This window comes from Methylomonas sp. AM2-LC, assembly GCF_039904985.1.
Lineage (GTDB): Bacteria > Pseudomonadota > Gammaproteobacteria > Methylococcales > Methylomonadaceae > Methylomonas.
The window spans coordinates 4583638-4601561 of sequence record NZ_CP157005.1; the positions used below are offsets into that span (position 1 = coordinate 4583638).

15 protein-coding genes and 1 pseudogene are annotated in these 17924 nt (G+C 43.8%); 8 read left to right on the top strand and 8 right to left on the bottom strand.

What is annotated here, in order from left to right:
• The first annotated feature begins 8 nt into the window (after positions 1-8).
• From ABH008_RS20505 to ABH008_RS20515, 3 genes are read left to right on the top strand one after another with little or no spacing between them, the layout of a single operon-like run.
• Positions 9-533, top strand: a complete 525-nt coding sequence (locus ABH008_RS20505) for a cytochrome C oxidase subunit II (RefSeq protein ID WP_347987464.1) — start codon at positions 9-11, stop codon at positions 531-533.
• On the top strand, positions 526-2148 hold the full coding sequence (locus ABH008_RS20510) for a cbb3-type cytochrome c oxidase subunit I (RefSeq protein ID WP_347987465.1): 1623 nt from the start codon (positions 526-528) through the stop codon (positions 2146-2148). Before ABH008_RS20505 ends, ABH008_RS20510 begins: the two co-directional genes overlap by 8 nt.
• A 1-nt stretch (position 2149) precedes the next feature.
• Positions 2150-2806, top strand: a complete 657-nt coding sequence (locus ABH008_RS20515) for a c-type cytochrome (RefSeq protein WP_347987466.1) — start codon at positions 2150-2152, stop codon at positions 2804-2806.
• A 419-nt stretch (positions 2807-3225) separates the two neighbouring features.
• On the opposite strand, the gene ABH008_RS20520 is transcribed toward ABH008_RS20515, so the two are convergent.
• The 8 genes and pseudogenes from ABH008_RS20520 to ABH008_RS20555 all read right to left on the bottom strand — a co-directional run bounded on the left by ABH008_RS20520 (position 3226) and on the right by ABH008_RS20555 (position 10849).
• Positions 3226-3531, bottom strand: coding sequence for a hypothetical protein (locus tag ABH008_RS20520; RefSeq protein WP_347987467.1), 306 nt, complete (start codon positions 3529-3531; stop codon positions 3226-3228).
• Positions 3532-3615: 84 nt separating this feature from the next.
• A pseudogene (locus ABH008_RS20525) lies at positions 3616-4023 on the bottom strand (Rpn family recombination-promoting nuclease/putative transposase); the annotation flags it as partial.
• Between the two features lie 27 nt (positions 4024-4050).
• Positions 4051-4185 carry a hypothetical protein gene (locus ABH008_RS20530; RefSeq protein ID WP_347987468.1) on the bottom strand — a complete coding sequence of 45 codons (135 nt, stop codon included), beginning with the start codon at positions 4183-4185 and terminating at the stop codon, positions 4051-4053.
• Between the two features lie 204 nt (positions 4186-4389).
• On the bottom strand, positions 4390-5760 hold the full coding sequence (locus ABH008_RS20535) for a cytochrome P450 (protein ID WP_347987469.1): 1371 nt from the start codon (positions 5758-5760) through the stop codon (positions 4390-4392).
• 104 nt (positions 5761-5864) lie between these two features.
• Complete coding sequence (gene lnt, locus ABH008_RS20540; protein ID WP_347987470.1) at positions 5865-7433, bottom strand: apolipoprotein N-acyltransferase; 1569 nt, start codon at positions 7431-7433, stop codon at positions 5865-5867.
• Positions 7420-8577, bottom strand: a complete 1158-nt coding sequence (lpxB, locus tag ABH008_RS20545; RefSeq protein ID WP_347987471.1) for a lipid-A-disaccharide synthase — start codon at positions 8575-8577, stop codon at positions 7420-7422. Before lpxB ends, lnt begins: the two co-directional genes overlap by 14 nt.
• Positions 8578-8798: 221 nt before the next feature.
• A complete protein-coding gene (locus ABH008_RS20550; RefSeq protein ID WP_347987472.1) occupies positions 8799-9896 on the bottom strand; it encodes a DegT/DnrJ/EryC1/StrS family aminotransferase in 1098 nt (365 codons plus the stop codon).
• Between the two features lie 14 nt (positions 9897-9910).
• The gene (locus ABH008_RS20555; protein ID WP_347987473.1) at positions 9911-10849 is read right to left on the bottom strand and encodes a Gfo/Idh/MocA family oxidoreductase; all 939 of its coding nucleotides are present in this window, start codon (positions 10847-10849) and stop codon (positions 9911-9913) included.
• Positions 10850-11138: 289 nt separating this feature from the next.
• Here ABH008_RS20555 and hyfB point away from each other — a divergent pair, with 289 nt between their 5' ends.
• From hyfB to ABH008_RS20580, 5 genes are read left to right on the top strand one after another with little or no spacing between them, the layout of a single operon-like run.
• Positions 11139-13253, top strand: coding sequence for a hydrogenase 4 subunit B (gene hyfB, locus ABH008_RS20560; protein ID WP_347987474.1), 2115 nt, complete (start codon positions 11139-11141; stop codon positions 13251-13253).
• Positions 13238-14206 carry an NADH-quinone oxidoreductase subunit H gene (locus ABH008_RS20565; protein ID WP_347987475.1) on the top strand — a complete coding sequence of 323 codons (969 nt, stop codon included), beginning with the start codon at positions 13238-13240 and terminating at the stop codon, positions 14204-14206. Before hyfB ends, ABH008_RS20565 begins: the two co-directional genes overlap by 16 nt.
• Entirely contained in the window at positions 14193-14870 is a 678-nt protein-coding gene (locus tag ABH008_RS20570) for a formate hydrogenlyase (RefSeq protein WP_347987476.1), read from the top strand. The genes ABH008_RS20565 and ABH008_RS20570 overlap by 14 nt, the downstream gene beginning before the upstream one ends.
• Positions 14867-16333 carry a hydrogenase 4 subunit F gene (locus tag ABH008_RS20575; RefSeq protein ID WP_347987477.1) on the top strand — a complete coding sequence of 489 codons (1467 nt, stop codon included), beginning with the start codon at positions 14867-14869 and terminating at the stop codon, positions 16331-16333. Before ABH008_RS20570 ends, ABH008_RS20575 begins: the two co-directional genes overlap by 4 nt.
• Positions 16330-17922: an NADH-quinone oxidoreductase subunit C gene (locus ABH008_RS20580; protein WP_347987478.1), complete on the top strand. Its 1593-nt coding sequence runs from the start codon at positions 16330-16332 to the stop codon at positions 17920-17922. Before ABH008_RS20575 ends, ABH008_RS20580 begins: the two co-directional genes overlap by 4 nt.
• The last annotated feature ends 2 nt before the right edge of the window (positions 17923-17924 follow it).

Below are 17924 nucleotides of genomic sequence, written 5' to 3' on the forward strand. Positions count from 1 at the left end.
GGGGTGTTATGCATATTGATCGACTGGAAAAAAAATGGGCATCAATCTCGTTATTAATTGCGGGCTTATTTGTATCAGTTATATTGGCTTCTGCATTTTTTCATGGCATTCATGCGCCCAGCAATGTCGAAACCATAGACTCTGCCAAGCTGCATTTATCTAAAGAATTTGCAGAAGATAAACTCGGTGCTGAACAAAATGCCGATGGCAGCATTACGGTACGTATGGTGGCTGGTCGCTACGGCTTCTATCCGCAAAACCTGACCTTACCTGCCGAGACCGATATTACTTTTCGCTGGGTAAGCCTTGATGTAATCCACGGTGTCAATATCCCCATGACCAATATGAGCACCATGATTATTCCCGGTTATGTTGCGCAAGTAAAAACCCTGCTGCATCACCCCGGCGACTATCCCATGCTGTGTAACGAATATTGTGGCATGGGCCATGCGCATATGTGGACCAGTATTAAGGTTGTCAGTAAAGAGCAATGGCAAGCTATGAACAAAAACGGGGCAGAAAATCATGGATAATATCGTCGAAAAAAAACTGGCATTAACCCATTTTTGGGTAGCCTTCGTCGCTTTTGCGCTAGCCTGTTTGATGGGAACCTATCAAGTTCTGGAACGCAGTGGCTTTGTTTCCGCCATTGAATCTCGTGAAGTTTATTACGCTTCAGTCAGTACCCATGGCGTGTTAATGGGGTTTGTACTAACCACTTTTTTTATTATGGGTTTTGGCTACTATGTGGCTACCAGCAGTTTAAAACTGCCAATTTGGAATAAAACCTTTGCCTGGACAGGCTTTGCTGTGGCCTTAACTGGCGTAGTTTTGGCCGCTCTGCCATTGCTAGGTGGCGCCGCATCGGTACTGTTTACCTTTTATCCACCCTTACAAGCACATCCGTTGTTTTACATAGGCGCTACTTTATTGGTAGTAGGCTCTTGGTTCTGGGCCGTATCTATGATTGTGATGTATGGCCAATGGAAAAAGGCTAACCCGGAACTACCCGTACCTTTGGCCATGTTTGCCACTACAGCCAATGCCATCCTGTGGTTATGGACCAGCGTAGGCGTGGCTGCCGAAGTACTGTTTCAACTAATTCCCTGGTCACTAGGCTGGATTGACACCATAGATCCAGGTTTGGCGCGCACATTGTTTGCCTGGACCTTGCACCCGATTGTCTATTTCTGGTTAATCCCTACCTATACCGCTTTTTATTGCCTGGTTCCCAGACAAGCGGGTGGTTTTTTGTTCAGTGATGAAATGGCGCGCGCGGCCTTTATACTGTTGGTGGTATTTAGCCTACCTATTGGCTTCCACCATTTATACATGGACCCCGAACAAAATCACGGATGGAAAATCCTGCATGCCATCGGCACCTTTGTGGTGACTTTACCCACTTTTATTACCGGCTTTACCGTGATTGCTTCTTTGGAAATTGCCGGACGTTTACGCGGTGGTAAAGGTTTGTTTGGCTGGATAGGCACTTTACCCTGGAACAACCCCATCGTATTAGCCATCATCCTAGGCTTGCTGATGCTAATACTGGGTGGTTTTGGCGGATTGGTCAATGCCAGTTATGCCATGAATGCTATGGTACATAACACCGCCTGGATTTCTGGACATTTCCATCTTATCTTCGGCGGTACCACCATCATCATGTATTTTGGTATTGCCTATTATTTCTGGCCGGTATTAACCAGTAAACCTTTGTACAGCAATACCCTGGCAATCGCGCAACTATGGAGCTGGTTTATTGGTATGGGCATTATGACCACACCTTGGCATATACTGGGCTTATTAGGTCAACCGCGCCGTATAGACAGTGTGCATTACGACAATTTACTGACATTGTCCTGGGAGCCTTATGAAATCATCATGATTTTTGGTGGCTTAATTCTACTGGTCTCAGCTGGCATGCTTATTTACAATCTGTTAAAAACCCAGCTGAGTGAAGGAGTCAGTTTTAATGGCGAAGTGGAATACGCAGAACCCATCCATGCCGTGCTCAATTTACCGAGCTATCTTAACGGTTTTGCGTTATGGAATGGCGTTATTGCCGTGTTTATGCTAATTGCCTTTGGCTACCCAATACTGCAATTCTTCCTGATGCCCACCTTTGGCTCTAGCACCTGGGGTTACTAGTATGAAAAATATGAAAAACATCATTCTGATAGCTACGCTGTTATCACCGTTGAGCCTAGCAGCGCAACCATCTACTCAAGTGGCCTGGACAGCGGAACAACTCAATTTTGTCAAAGCAGGTAATACACAAAAAGGTAAAACTCTGGCGCAAACCTGTAACGCCTGTCATGGTGAAAGTGGCATTAGCGGTATGGCCAACACGCCATCGTTAGCTGGGCAATTACCCACCTATTTGTATAAACAATTGCAGGATTATACGGACGACAATCGCCAGCAGCCCATCATGTCTGGACTTGCCAAAACGCTCAGCAAACAGGATGCAGCCGATGTAGCTGCATGGTTTGCCAGTTTATCGCAAGCATATCAGTCCAGCAGCAGCATAGACTACGAAAACGCTGAAAAACTGGTCAAAAATGGTGATAGCAGGCGGCAAATACCACCTTGCGAAGTATGTCATGCCAACGGCGGTCAAGGTCAAAAAATCGATATACCCGCGTTATATGGACAAAATGCCGAATACCTCTCCAGTCAATTAAAAGCTTTCCGGGATGGTATTCGCCATAATGATATATACAGCCGCATGCGTTTAATTGCCAAAAGCTTAACTGATGAGGAAATTATTGAATTGGGGTTGTATTATCAGAATTTGAAAAAATGATTTTTGTAACAGGTATTTAGCATCAAAAATTGAATTAACAGATTAATCGGGTTAGCCATGCTTCTAACCCGAGAAATTTCTAGCATTGAAAGTCGATAGAACACTGGATTAAGCTTGCAATTTATACGACATTAGCTTTTAATCATTAACCTATTTGCTGCGAGTCTAGCTAGAACTTGATCAACTGAAACGCCACGTGATGGGTTGACATTAAGCCGCATTATTGCGGGACCTACTTGTACATGCAAACAATTTTCGACTGCGCAGTCACGAACTATCAATGCACTAAGTCCTAGTACAACTAAATCCATCGCGAATCACTTCACTTTCTGACGTATACTCGCCTGTTTCAACTTTTGATTTAACCACCACCGCTATTTCGTTTGGTAGGGTACTGCTATTTCTTCAGCTATTTTGTATCAACTTTTTAATAAAGCCGCAGGTGTTTCTGCCTGAAAAATTTGCTTAGTCCATTGCTCAATCTCTTCTGGACTTGCTAGCTGTTTCCTGGCTTGAAGTTCCTGACTCACCGCCCCAAATTTTGAGTCAACTAACAATAAGAATAGTTTAGTCGCTTCTTGTTGACGACCTTTTTCAATACCATTAAGCTCGCCTTCTTGAAGCCCTGATTTACGAGCTTCATTTGCCCAACTTTTGACAGTTTCAGCTAACATTGTTTGTACCTCTTGAAGATCAGTAAATTCCGTAAAATCAGTATTAGGCATTTTGCCAGGTATTAACACGCGATTAAACCAAACCGTAAATGCTCTTCTTAAACCAGTCTGCTTATCATTGCGTAACCATTCCAGTTAATAGTGTAAAACAGCCTGAATGTCTTGTTCAGTACGACTATTTTCCAATTGAAACAAAGCCGCAGCAAAGTTTTTGAGGCTGCTCAAATCTTTTACCGCAATACGAGCTTCATCTAACAACAAAAAACTTAGCTGAGGTCTGTATCGTTCCAAACCCTTAGGCGCTGGATAAATTAAAGCATCCAGATCAACAGGTGCTTGCCAAGATCGTTCGCCATTATAAAGCACTAGAGGCAATAAGTTTTTAGTGCCTAACTTTTTGTTACGTATAATGTCTTGGTAGAGAAGTGCAATATAGCTAAGCACACGTACAGCCATAAAGTGATCGACTGTAGATTGAAATTCTAGCAAAATATAGACATATAACCAATCATTGCCCCAGCGTATACGCCACACTAAATCGTCTTCTCTTTCACGTTAATCGTCAGTTACTTAGCTACCACTAACTTTCTCTAATGAAGAAAAGTCACATTGCTTGACCCATTCTTCGTCAACAAAACCCTTGAGCAAGTCTGCGACCATTTCTGGATGCGTAAAGAGTAGCATATAACTGTTATCATGCGACATGAGTTTGATTGTTAACGAGTATATTAAGCAAGTTATACCTTGTTACAGAATAAACCAATGCTTGTGTTGACTATTACTAAGCAATATCAACTATATGGTGGTTGCAATATTTTGTTTTAAAAGCCATTATCTAAATGGACAGTTGAACCAACCAAAAGCCGTCCGTCATGGGCATCATTGAAACATGGATGTTATTGGGATGGCTCACTCCAGTTGTGAATGAAAGCTGACCCGCCCAATCAACGGCCGATCAGGCTTTAAGGTAACCCCTATCGCTTCTTTGACATTCACTTCGGTTTCGAATGTAATCTCCCTGCAAAGCGTAGCTATAATCAGCAGCATTTCCATTTCGGCAAAATGGCGGCCTACACAATTATGTAAACCACCACCAAACGGAAAAAAACTGTATTTATGGCGCTCTGGGTGTGCGGTATCGGCAAACCGGTCTGGATTAAACTCGTTAGGTCTCTCCCAAAGCCGAGTATTGTAGTGTGTGGCGTACATACTCAGCATGATGGAAGTACCTTTGGTAATGGTGTATGCGCCTAGCTGGAAATCCTCAATAGCTTGCGTCGACAGGGCTGAGGTGGGCGGGTACAAACGCAGGGTTTCATTTAGCGTAGCTTTGGTATAGCTCAGTTGGCTAAGATGCGCTGCTGTTAGCAGTTCGTTTGGCAGCAGCCTGATTTCGGCAGCAATCTTGTTGCGCACATGAGCATGCTTGCCAGTTAAATAAAAGAACCACAACAAGGTATTAATTGTCGTGTCTTGGCCCGCAAAAAACATATTGACGGCTTCGTCCTGCAATAATTCGTGTGACATTGCATAACCGGTATTTCTATCTCTGGCTTTGATGAATAGGGAAATAAGATCGTCACCCTGCTGCTCCAGTTTTTGCTCAACTTCTTGGTTGATAAACGCTTTAAGGTAATTGACGGCAGTTTGGAAGCGTTTGTTTTTAAGCGGTATAAAACGCTTAACCCGACTACCAAAAATAATTTCTGTCGCTAACTGTGGCAGCAGCTCTTGGCTTATAATATCGATTACTTTTAACAGCTCAGCACTATTCGGGATACTTTCCGCCGTTTTACCCAACAGAATGCGAATAAAAATTCGCTGGATAAGGCTTTTGATTTGGACGGTTAGATTGGTTTGTGCATCTGTTACCGCTTTTAGCTGAGCGGTGGTATCGGCAGCTTCACTAACGATAATTTGCTCCCAAGCCTTCACTGCGTCCCTGGTAAATAACGGCTGTATCAAGCGGCGTTGTTTACTCCATACCTCGCTTTGGCTGTTTACCAAGCCATTCCCAAAAAAGGATTTCTTTGCTTCATACAACCCTCTTCCGACTAGGCCTCTGGCTTCGTAGCTGAATATTTGCTCGATATATTCTGGGGCGCTAATAAACAGTATTTTCTTGTTAAATACATGCCCAAGTACCAACTCACCGTATGCATTATGAATCGATGTCAATCCGACCAGTGGTTTGGTGATTGATTGCAGCATCGGTAAAATAACCGAATGTTCAACTAAGGATGGCATTTTCGCGCGGTTTTGTAGCGTTAAGTTGTCCATTGCTTTGCATTCTTAAATTATAAAGATAAATGGGGCTATCACCTTTCAGTAAACGAAATACCCCAAGACCAACATTTACGGTGCGAGCAGTAAGCTTAAAAAAACTAAGCGTTAGTTCTTAGCAACCCAAATTTTTGCCCTATTCCGATTGCAAGTAATACTGCTAAAGCTCCCCACAATAGCACTGGCATCAAGCTAAAATGACGCTGATAAAAAGTAGTCTGCGGCTGCGTTTGATAGGGTATGTGGTATAGCCCCGTCCAACTAGTATCCAAAGGTGACATAGCTAAAACCTCACCATTTGCCAAAGACACAGTGGAAACACCGGTATTGGTAACCCGCAATACTGGTCGCCTAAACTCAACCCCACGCGCCAACGTCATATACAAATGCTGATAAGGTTCTTGCCAAGTACCATACCAGGAGTCATTGGTGGCGTTAACAATAAATTGCGCCCCCAAATCGGCCAAGCCTTTAGAAAACTCTGGAAACAGACTCTCATAACAAATTTGCGGTCCCATTTTATAGCCATTAAAACTTAACAGCACTGTTGGCCCCGGCCCACGACCAAAATGCGCTACCATGGGAAATAATGGCCTTAGCCATGGGAAAGCTTCTTCACCGGGTATATATTCGCCTAAAGCCAACAGATGGGTTTTACTGTAATGCGGCTCGGTAATGTTGCCTTGTTTATCGATAGCAAATAGTGAGTTGGTGACCAATCCTGATTGCAGATCTTTGGCATAGGCCCCGGTAAGCAAAGCGACTTGATGCGTTTGTAAAAATTCTTGCAAGCTATGCACAGTAGCAGATTGGTTATAATCGCCACCCAAAAATGCAGGGAAAGCGGTTTCTGACCACATGACAAAATCAACTTTTTGATGTTGCGCCAGACCCTCTGTAGTGGCTTGTAGATATTTTTTTAAAATCTCACCCCGAAATCCTTTACCATGTTCCATGGCCTGTTTTTCAAAGTTACCAACATTAGCTTGTACCAACAATGCATCAAACTCTGCATCAGGTGCAGGCACGCTGTTTTTTAACCAAATACCGACACCATTAACACCTAAAAACATAAGCAGAATGGCGGCAAAACCCAGTTTACCTGTAGTTTGCTTACGAGCCAGCCAAGCCAACAAAACCAGAAAATTAGTCAGTATGGTCAACATGCTCAAACCGGTAAAGCCGATAATTTCCGCCCAATGGTAAATGGGCAAGCCAGCACCATACCAGCTATAACCAAAATTCCATTTGAATAGCATCGGTATATAAAGTTCGGTTATAGCTGTAAATATAGCCATCAAGGCAAACGATAACCAACCTTGCACCCGCAAAAATTTGCGACTCCAAAACCACAATATGCCAGCTATCGGCACAAATACATGCCCCAGCACAGCAAAGACCAGCATACCTATGCCGGCAATAAACCAATCTACTTTGGCAAACTCATGTAAAGTAAACGTCACCCAGTTAAAGCCTATCAGGGTATAAATAACGCTGGTCAGTACGCCGCTAAAAATAATTGTTTTTAGTTTATGCTGTTGTTGCCAGAACAACCACAAGGGTACAAAACAGAACAGTGATGCCCAAGGCGGAAACGGAATGTAACTGGTGCCTATAAAAATTCCAGACAGTATTGGCAGCAACCATTTTGAATTTTTAATTGCCATCATCCAGCATCTCTAATGCCAAATCAGCCATATTTTTGGAACCGCCACCCGATCCTAATTGCTTTTTTATCTTTTGCAATTCATTGATACACGTTGTTCTATAGTCACTATGCATCAATAAACGCTGAATTTCTGCTGCCAAGCTGTCGGCGCTGACTGCATCCTGAATCAATTCTTGCACTATTTGCTTGCCCGCAATAATATTCGGCAAACCAATAAAGGGTATCTTTACCAATTGCTTGCCTAACCAGTAACTGATAGGTGATAAACGATAAGCTATCAGCATAGGGACCCCTAGTAAGGCAATTTCTAAGGATGCAGTTCCTGAAGTGGTCATTACAGCATCGCAGCATTGAATAACATCGTAAGCTTGCTGTTTAATAATTTTAATCGGCAAAGCACAGTTTTGCAGATAAGGTGCTATTAGTTCATCGCTTACAGAGTCGGCCTGCGGTAACAAAAATTGTATACTCTGATTTTGCTGAGCCAGTTTTTCCGCTGCTTTGAGCATGACGGGCAACATACGTTTTATCTCGTTACCGCGACTACCGGGCAATATTCCCACTACAGGATGCTCAGTTTTCAGGCCAAATTCAACAAAATCTTCAGCTTTGCTACGCTTGGGATAAACCTTATCCACTGAAGGATGTCCCACATAGCGTACTGGAACATTTTTCGCTTCGTAATACCTCGTTTCAAACGGGAATATGACAGCCATCATATCTATAGCCTTACCGTAAGTAACTACTCGACCGGGACGCCAAGCCCACACCTGAGGGCTGACATAAAACAATACCTTTATGCCCTGACTTTTAGCAAACCGCGCCAATTTCAAATTGAATTCTTTATAATCCACGCAAACCAGAAGATCCGGTTTTTCTGTCGCCAATGCCTGCTGCATTTTGCGTAGTGCCTGCCGAATTTCAGCATAGTGTTTGATTATTTCAATCAGTCCGATAACACCTATACCCGAAGAATCGAAACGGATGTCAATACCTGCCTCGCGCATTTTCCTGCCGCCCATTCCGATAGCAGCAATACTAGGACACTGTTTTTTCAATTCCATAAACATATGTGCAGCATGTTGATCACCTGATGCTTCACCGGCACTGAAACACACTCGATATGCTTTATCTTGACTAGACATAGGATTTAATGGGATGTGAAATGAGAAAAAAATCGATGAATGGAGTCAGCACCAAACCTCAGCCTGGAGTAGCTAGGGGGCCTAGCAACTTGTTAAACACGAAGAGATACTCATCCCAGCCATACACTTTCAGCTTTTGAGCATCAAGCTGAATAGTCACACCAAGTGTACATTATTGGGTTACGATAAGTTTGCAACCCAACAATTCGTTAGTATTTCAGTTAAGCGTCCAATACGCTACGAATAACACCCACAATTTCTTTAATTGTATCATCACTGATGGACGAGCAAATCGGTAAAGAAAAACAATTGGCAGCCACCGATTCTGTTACTGGCAAAGACACGCCAGCGCATTCGTTTTTAAATACATTCTGCTTATGTAACGGTACCGGATAATACACCGCACAACCTATTTTTTGGCTTTGCAATGCACGCATCACTTCATCGCGGCGATCACATAACAAGGTATATTGGTGGTAGACATGCACACCCACTCCGTCTTCATACGGGGTAGTCAACGGTAATTCGACCAATAGTTCAGAATATAAATGCGCGGCATGGCGACGTGCAGCATTGTATTGATCTATGCGTTTTAATTTAGCGCGTAATACTACCGCCTGTAATTCATCAAGACGACTATTGTAACCAATCACATCATGGTAATAGCGTTCTTTGGAACCATGATTACGGTATTGTTTTATTTTTTCGGCCGCGATAGAGCAATCAGTAGTCACTAAACCTCCATCTCCAAAACAACCTAAATTTTTGCTAGGAAAAAAACTAAAGCCCGCTGCTGCTCCAAAACCACCCGTCTGCTTGCCGTTAACAGATGCTCCAAATGATTGAGCGCAATCTTCGATCAACTTTAAACCGTGTTTTTCGCATAATGCTTTAATGGCGATTATATCGACAGGCTGACCAAATAGATGCACCGGCATCACGGCTTTGGTTTTAGGTGTCAGCACTTTTTCGATAGTTTCAGCTGTAATATTAAACGTTTGTGCATCGATTTCTGCAAAAACAGGAATAGCACCTACATATTTAATTGCTTCAGCAGTGGCAATAAATGTAAACGCACTGGTAACTACTTCATCACCCGGCTCAATTCCCTCGGCTAACAAAGCCAGATGTAGGGCATCCGTACCTGAGGCGCAGGAAATAGCGTGTTTAACACCTAAATACGTAGCCGCTTCTGTTTCAAAGGCTTGAACATTAGGCCCAAGTATAAATGCACAGTTGTCTAATGTTTCTGCAAAGCCGCGTTCGATTTCGTCTTTGATATCTGCGTACTGAGCTTTCAGATTAACCATTGGTATCATGCAACTACCCTTTTTTATCCGTGTGTTAAAAATTTAGTGATTTCGATGGCGGTTGCCAGTGCTTTACGCCCGGCGTCGCCAGATACTAATGGATTTTCGCCGGTTTTAATACAATTAACAAAGTGTTTAATTTCTTCTAAAAGGGCATCACCACCTTCGAAAACTGATTCTTCGGTGACTATTTCTGGAATACCGGGGAACATTTCCTTATCGCCAGTCTTGTGTTTAACCAAGATTCGATTCTGAAAATCGATAGAAATATAAGAACAAGGACGAAACATACGCATTTTTCGTTCCATTTTCAAACTAATGCGACTAGCTGTTACATTAGCAACACAGCCATTCGCGAAAGTAATACGCGCATTGGCAATATCGGTACCCTTAGTAAGTACCGCGGTACCACTGGCATCAATACGCACCACTTCTGAGTCAACCAAAGCCAGAATAATATCAATATCATGTATCATCAAATCCAATACAACACTGACATCGTTAGCGCGTGGATTGAAAGGTGATAAGCGATGAGATTCAATGAATAAAGGCTTTTCCTCCAGTTTTTCTAAACCTCTGATTGCTGGATTAAAACGCTCTAAATGCCCAACCTGCAAGATTACATTTTTTTCCTTTGCAATAGCAATAAGTTCATCGGCTTCTTCAACCGTTACAGTTATAGGCTTCTCGACCAGAACATTGGTACCTGCATTTAGAAAGTCGCGTGATACTTTATGATGCAAAGTAGTAGGTACCACAATACTCACAGCATCTACCTGTCCAAGTAGGGATTGGTAGTCAGTTAACGGTATAGCTCCATTTTTCTCAGCAACGAGTTTTGCAGCTTCTTCGTTGATATCGACGACCGCAACTAACTCACAATCTTTTAAAGAGGCATATTTTTCAGCATGAAACTTTCCTAAATAACCCGCACCAATTACAGCACATTTAAGTTTACTCATAGATGACCTGAAGTTGACAAACCGACACTCGACTTATGCAGACAGCCAAGCATAAAACTCACCATTGTACCACCAGACTCAGTTTTGGATACAGCGACACCCAATCTAAACCCTAAAATTTTTAGGACTTAAATGCATCACCGCCTAAATTATGTCGTGTAGTAAAGAAAAGAAAGTACTAAAACCGCAATTGTTGTACGATTATCCCCTTTACCGACAATCGACAGCATCGGTCTCTGAGATAATATCGCTACCAAACGCTAGCACAATCTTTACAACAGGAGTGGCTATGTCTTTGTTTTTCGCCTATCTAGCGGTCTGCACCGCCTTGCTATCCGCGTTTATAGCCTTAGCAGCAAATCAGCAACAAATTTTTGCCGAACTTAATCTTAAGTATTTAAACCGCTGGCCGCAGATACACAATCAAATCAACCGCTATTTTTGTAAAAATGTTTACTCAGAACATCACCGCTATAGTTTATTTATTTTGCTAGGGATTTCTGGTCTCTGTGCATTACTGTCAGGCATAAGTGTATTAAGTAGCGGCGCAGTAACTTCGGATATTTTGCCCCTTGGTTTACCCTGGCTACACTGGCATTTGCGTATTGATCCACTTTCCGGATTTTTTTTCTGCGTATTAGGCATACCACTCATCGCCATCAGTTTTTATGGACCAGCCTATGTGCAGGAGTTTGAAGGCGGTAAACATTCTTTCGCGGCACTGGGTTTATTCACAGGCTTGTTCGTCGCAGGCATGGAGCTAGTATTAATGGCCGATGATGCCTTTTTCTTTATGATAGCTTGGGAAGTAATGTCGGTCGCCAGCTATTTTTTAGTGGTGTTTCACCACGAACATGCTGCAAATAGGCAAGCGGGATTTCTTTATTTGCTCATGGCAGTCATTGGTGCGATATCCATTATTTTGGCATTCGGGGTACTAGCCGAATTTGGTGATGGTTTGACATTTGATACTTTTCGCAGCACTTCGCTCAAACCAACTTGGGCCAGCATAGCCTTCATCTTGGCATTAATTGGCTTTGGCATGAAAGCCGGCTTAGTCCCTTTGCATGCTTGGTTACCAGAAGCACATCCAGTTGCTCCCTCACATATATCAGCATTAATGAGCGGGGTAATGCTTAAAATTGCGGTTTACGGATTTATCCGCTTTAATTTCGATTTATTAGATCAAATGTTCTGGCAATGGGGCGTCGTCGTGCTAATCATTGGTTCAGCCAGTGCTTTACTCGGCATACTATATGCCTTACAACAACAGAATTTGAAACGTTTACTAGCCTATTCTTCGGTAGAAAATATTGGCATTATCTTTATGTCTTTGGGCTTATCCATTATTTTTCTGGGTAACGGTCAAAATGAACTAGGCACTCTGGGTCTGTTAGCGGCATTATTGCATTGTCTTAACCACGCTTTATTTAAAAGTCTGCTATTCCTGGGTGCGGGTGCCATCATTCATCAAACTCACGAGCAAAGCCTGGAAAATATGGGTGGGCTTATTCATCGCATGCCTAAAATGTCTGCCATTTTTCTGGTAGGCATATTGAGTATCGCTGCGCTTCCCCCTCTAAACGGATTTGTTTCCGAATGGCTAATCTTTCAAACTGCGCTGCAAGCTGTGAATTTGGAAAGCGGAGTACTGCGTAGTTTAATCCCTACCGCCAGCGCCATATTAGCCCTGACTTCGGCTTTGGCTGTGACTTGTTTCGTAAAAGTTTACGGTATAGCATTCCTGGGATTACCACGGACTCAACATGCCGCACATGCGCATGAGGCTGAGCATCAAGGCATGTTAATTGGACCAGCACTGTTGGCTGGCTGCTGCGTACTGTTTGGCGTACTTCCAACACCTCTCATTAACGGTCTGGGCAAACTTACCCAACAACTCACCGGATTAGAACTACCCAATATTTCTACCCTAGGCTGGTTATGGCTGACACCAATATCTGCAGAAACAGCTACTTATGCCCCGTCATTCGTACTGGTTGGCATCTTATTAGTGGTTGGCTTATGTTACTATTTTCTATACCGTCACACGGGGCTTGATGCCCATAACGCAGAACCATGGGATTGTGGCTTTGGTGGTTTAAACGCCCGTATGCAATATACGGCGGGTGCATTCAGCATGCCTATTCGCCGTATTTTTCAACCTGTGTATGAAATTCACGAAACCCATGAGGAACTGCAAGAAGGCCCAAGCCACACCAAGGTTACTTCCTTACGTTACCAATTTCACATTCCTGATTGGGCTCTGTTAAAACTTTATGACCCCGCTGGTCGAGCAATTCTCACTCTGGCAAGACAGGCGGGAAGATTACAAACAGGCAATATCCGCACCTATTTAAGTTATTCGTTCTGTACCTTAATCTTTTTATTATGGGTGATCAGCTAATGGAGTGGTTATTGGCTATATTGGAAACCCTATTATTCATTACCGCAGCACCGCTATTGGCAGGCTGGATCAAATTGGTAAAATGTCGTTTGCAAAATCGTAAAGCACCTTCGATATTTCAGCCTTATCGGGATTTACGTAAACTATACCAGAAACAACCTATCCTGCCGCATCCAGCATCCTGGATTTTCCGTGCAGCACCTTATATCGTGTTTGCAGCTACAGTGCTGGCAGCCGCTTTTGTACCTCTGATAGCCGTAAATCTACCTACCGCACGTATTGCTGACGTTATTGTTTTAGTCGGCTTTTTTGCCTTGGCCAGAACATTTTTGGTATTGGCAGGCATGGATATTGGCACCGCTTTTGGTGGCATGGGCTCATCACGCGAAATGACAATTTCTTCGCTGGCAGAACCGGCAATGTTAATGGCAGTATTTACTCTGGCAATGAGTGCACATACCACCAATTTATCTCAAGCCATTAATTATGTGCTGGATACCGGCCTGGTATTACGCCCTTCTTTTGTTTTTGCACTGGGAGCCCTAATGCTAGTCACTGTCGCCGAAACCGGACGCATTCCCGTTGATAATCCTGCTACACATCTGGAACTAACCATGATCCACGAAGCCATGATATTGGAATACAGTGGACGCTGGCTGGCATTAATGGAATGGGCTAGTCAGATTAAACTCATGTTATACGGTGTATTGATAGCTAATATATTCTTTCCCTGGGGTATAGCTCAGGATTTCTCCCCACAAACACTGGCCTGGGGCATACTGGCTATTGCTTTAAAATTGGCAAGCCTAGGCATACTATTGGTACTTTCCGAAGTGATATTTGCCAAAATGCGTATTTTCCGTGTACAGGAATATCTGAGTTTTGCTTATCTTCTGAGTGTCTTGGGTATGCTGAGTCATATTATTTTGGAGGCTGCTCGTGTCCATAACTGATCTTAATCTTTATCAGCAAGCCATACTATTAATAGCAGGGCTGATTACCCTGACTTCATTTTTGATGCTGGGTCAATCACGACTGACAAGGCTGGTTGGCGTTTTTGCCATACAGGGCTTTTTATTAGCAACCGCTACAGCCATAGCAGCTAAAGTACTGGATTACCCACATCTGTACATTTCAGCAGTACTTAGCTTACTGCTGAAAGGCATAGCCATCCCCATTATGCTGCATCGCCTGATCCATAAACTAGGCTTACATCGAGTTATGGACACTATAGATCACCCTGCACGCGTCATGATGTCGGGTGCCGCTTTAGTGGTATTTAGTTATTACGTCAGTTTACCCGTGGTAGCCCATTCGACACTTGTCACTTTAAATGCCATTGCCGTTAGCTTGGCAGTGGTTTTATTAGGCATGCTCCTCATGATTACCCGCCGTCAGGCAGTGGCGCAAGTTGTGGGCTTTATGTCCATTGAAAATGGCTTGTTCTTCTCGGCCGTGGTATCCACCTATGGCATGCCCATGGTGGTTGAATTGGGTGTCGCTTTTGATGTATTGGTGGCCGCAGTGGTGTTTGGGGTGTTTTTCTTCCAAATCAATAACAGTATCGATTCGCTGAATGTAGATCAATTAAGCAAGCTCAGTGAGGTTGAAAAATGATAGCCATTTTGCTGATCTTGCTGATTCCATTAGTCGGCATGGTACTGTTAGCCATCTACGGAGACTCTCCAAACGCTGGCTTAATCAACACCCGCTGTAATTTTCTCTCTTTTGTTGCAACCTTATGGCTAGCTATAGATGTGCTTTGGAACGGGCCGCAATTATTTGCCCATCAATTACTGTATATTGATTCTTTCAATGTGTATCTGGTGACATTAACGGCTTTTGTCGGGTTAACCACATCCATATTCTCAGGCCCCTACATGCAACATGAAAAAGATATCGGCCGCCTAACCGGTAAACGCTTGAAATTATATTACTCCATGTATCAGGGCTTCATGCTCGCCATGTATCTGGTGCTAACTACTAATAATATGGGTGTAATGTGGGTATCTATGGAAGGTGCTACCTTAGCAACCGTGCTGCTGGTCAGCTTGTATCGCACACCGGAATCGGTTGAAGCTGCTTGGAAATATTTCATACTTTGTGGTGTAGGTATTGCCCAAGCCTTATTTGGCACTGTACTACTTTATTTTGCCGCAGAGCAAAAACTCGGCATTGGCGGTCACGCTTTACTCTGGACAGTTTTACATGACAACGCCAGTCAACTTGATCCCGCTATTTTGGGACTGGCATTTGTGTTTTTACTCGTGGGTTATGGCACCAAAATTGGACTGGTACCTTTGCACAACTGGTTACCCGATGCACACTCCGAAGGACCAACCCCCATGTCTGCCATTCTTTCCGGTTTACTGCTTAACGACGCATTATACGCGGTTGTACGCTGTAAAATGCTGGTAGATGGCTCCTTAGGTACGCATCTGGCAGGTAATTTAATGATGGGATTTGGCTTGCTTTCGTTTCTGGTGGCTGCGTTATTACTGCATCGCCAAACCGATATTAAACGACTATTTAGCTATTCTTCCATCGAACATATGGGGTTAATGACTTTTGCATTTGGGATCGGCAGTCCTTGGGCAACCTTTGCAGCTCTGTTCCATATGACAACGCACTCTTTAACTAAATCAGCCATTTTTGTCACTGTCGGTCATGCGGCCCAATTAGCTGGAACGCAACGCATGGAAAAAATCAGAGGTCTGATACTCACCCAGCCCAGCATTGGCTGGGGCCTGTTAATCGGCACGGTGGCTATTGCTGGTTTCCCGCCGTTTGGTGTATTTGCCAGCGAATTTCTGGTACTAGTCGCCACCATGCACGATTATCCCTGGCTCACTCCCTTATTGTTACTTGGTATAGGCCTGGCTTTTGCTGGTTTATTCCGCCATATACAAGCCATGGTGTTTGGCGATGTTCCTGAAGGACAAAAACCCATTAAAGCCCATCTGTGGCCAGTGATACTACATTTGGCTATAGTCTTATTTCTGGGCCTTGCCATTCCTGACTTTCTAGGCGATTGGTTTAAACAGGCTACGCTGTTGATTTCGGGAGGATTACCGCAATGAGTCATGTTGAGTATGAAAACATTAACTTATTTTGTAAAAAACTGGAAACTCAAGGCATTAATACCCAATTAATCACGCCTAGCCCTTTAGCGCCTGCACAGTTGTTGGAAATTGATGCCAGCGGCTGGGGCAAAGCGGCTGAAATTGCCCAGAAAGATTCCTGGCGCTGGTCTGGTGTTTGGGCAGAAGACCGAGCAACCACTTTCAGTGTCTACAACTGCTTGGAACGGCACGGACAGTATTTAATTCTTAGCTGCCATTTACCCGTCGAACAAGCTCAATTACCGACTCAATCAGCAATTTATTGGGCCGCTAACCGCCCAGAACGCAACATTCAAGACTTGTTTGGCATCCGTTTTGAAAACCACCGAGATAATACACGCTGGACACGCCATCAAGCCTGGGACGAAAACACGTATCCATTACGACTTGGCTTTCCGGCTATTGGATACAACACACAACCCACTCCACCAGACAAAGACTATCCCTTTCTAAAAGCTCATGGTGCCAGTGTGTACGAAATTCCAGTTGGCCCGGTACACGCTGGCATTATTGAACCTGGACACTTTCGTTTTCTCGCTATCGGTGAAACCGTACTTCATCTTGAAGAGCGACTTGGATACGTACACAAAGGTATTGAAAAAATTGCTGAAGGCCGTGATCCGGCAGGCTTGGCGAGACTGGCAGGACGGGTTTCAGGCGATACCACTGTCGGCCACACTTGGGCCGCGTGTCTGGCAATGGAACGCGCTGCTGGTATTGAAACCCCAGCGCGTGCTGCGTTCATACGTGGTATTTTAGCCGAGCGTGAACGAGTGATTAATCACCTTTGGGATTTGGGCGCATTGTGTAACGATGTGGGCTTCGGTTTTGGTTTTTATCAATTCGGACGGCTGCGAGAATTATGGCTGCGAGAAAATCAAAATTTATTTGGTCATCGCTTACTCATGGATAGCATCATACCGGGTGGCGTGAATACTGATATGAGTACACTTGCCGCAGAACAAATACGCAAATCCATAATCTATCTGCGTCAGGAATTAACTGAGTTAATTACGATAGTCGACAATAACACTTCACTGGAAGACCGATTTTTAGCGGCAGGACTATTCACTACCGAATTGGCTTCGGCATTAGGGGCGCTGGGATTTGTAGGCAGAGCCAGCGGGCAAAGTTTCGATGTACGCAAAGACATTCCATATGCACCCTATACACAATTGCAAATGCGAGTTGCACTGGAAGAACAAGGAGATGTCGCCTCAAGATTTTGGGTACGCTATAAAGAATTACGGATTAGTTTAAGCTTAATAGAAGAAATGTTGGATAAACTACCCGCAGGTGAACTGCAAACCATCTGGCAAACACCCGTTACCGCAGCGACAGGCTTTGCAGCTATTGAAGGCTGGCGTGGAGAAATATTATGCTTTGTCCGCTTTGCCAACAATAACAAGATTTGTCGTTACTGGCCGCGTGATCCCAGTGTAATCAACTGGCCTGCCCTAGAAAAACTAACCCTAGGCAACATTGTTCCAGATTTCCCTGTGTGTAACAAATCGGTTAACGGTTCCTACTCCGGCCACGATCTGTAAAG

Coding starts and splice junctions, on each gene's coding strand:
- ABH008_RS20505 (WP_347987464.1), top strand. CDS start 9: ATGCATATTGATCGACTGGAAAAAAAATGGGCATCAATCTCGTTATTA.
- ABH008_RS20510 (WP_347987465.1), top strand. CDS start 526: ATGGATAATATCGTCGAAAAAAAACTGGCATTAACCCATTTTTGGGTA.
- ABH008_RS20515 (WP_347987466.1), top strand. CDS start 2,150: ATGAAAAATATGAAAAACATCATTCTGATAGCTACGCTGTTATCACCG.
- ABH008_RS20520 (WP_347987467.1), bottom strand. CDS start 3,531: ATGCCTAATACTGATTTTACGGAATTTACTGATCTTCAAGAGGTACAA.
- ABH008_RS20530 (WP_347987468.1), bottom strand. CDS start 4,185: ATGTCGCATGATAACAGTTATATGCTACTCTTTACGCATCCAGAAATG.
- ABH008_RS20535 (WP_347987469.1), bottom strand. CDS start 5,760: ATGGACAACTTAACGCTACAAAACCGCGCGAAAATGCCATCCTTAGTT.
- lnt (WP_347987470.1), bottom strand. CDS start 7,433: ATGATGGCAATTAAAAATTCAAAATGGTTGCTGCCAATACTGTCTGGA.
- lpxB (WP_347987471.1), bottom strand. CDS start 8,577: ATGTCTAGTCAAGATAAAGCATATCGAGTGTGTTTCAGTGCCGGTGAA.
- ABH008_RS20550 (WP_347987472.1), bottom strand. CDS start 9,896: ATGATACCAATGGTTAATCTGAAAGCTCAGTACGCAGATATCAAAGAC.
- ABH008_RS20555 (WP_347987473.1), bottom strand. CDS start 10,849: ATGAGTAAACTTAAATGTGCTGTAATTGGTGCGGGTTATTTAGGAAAG.
- hyfB (WP_347987474.1), top strand. CDS start 11,139: ATGTCTTTGTTTTTCGCCTATCTAGCGGTCTGCACCGCCTTGCTATCC.
- ABH008_RS20565 (WP_347987475.1), top strand. CDS start 13,238: ATGGGTGATCAGCTAATGGAGTGGTTATTGGCTATATTGGAAACCCTA.
- ABH008_RS20575 (WP_347987477.1), top strand. CDS start 14,867: ATGATAGCCATTTTGCTGATCTTGCTGATTCCATTAGTCGGCATGGTA.
- ABH008_RS20580 (WP_347987478.1), top strand. CDS start 16,330: ATGAGTCATGTTGAGTATGAAAACATTAACTTATTTTGTAAAAAACTG.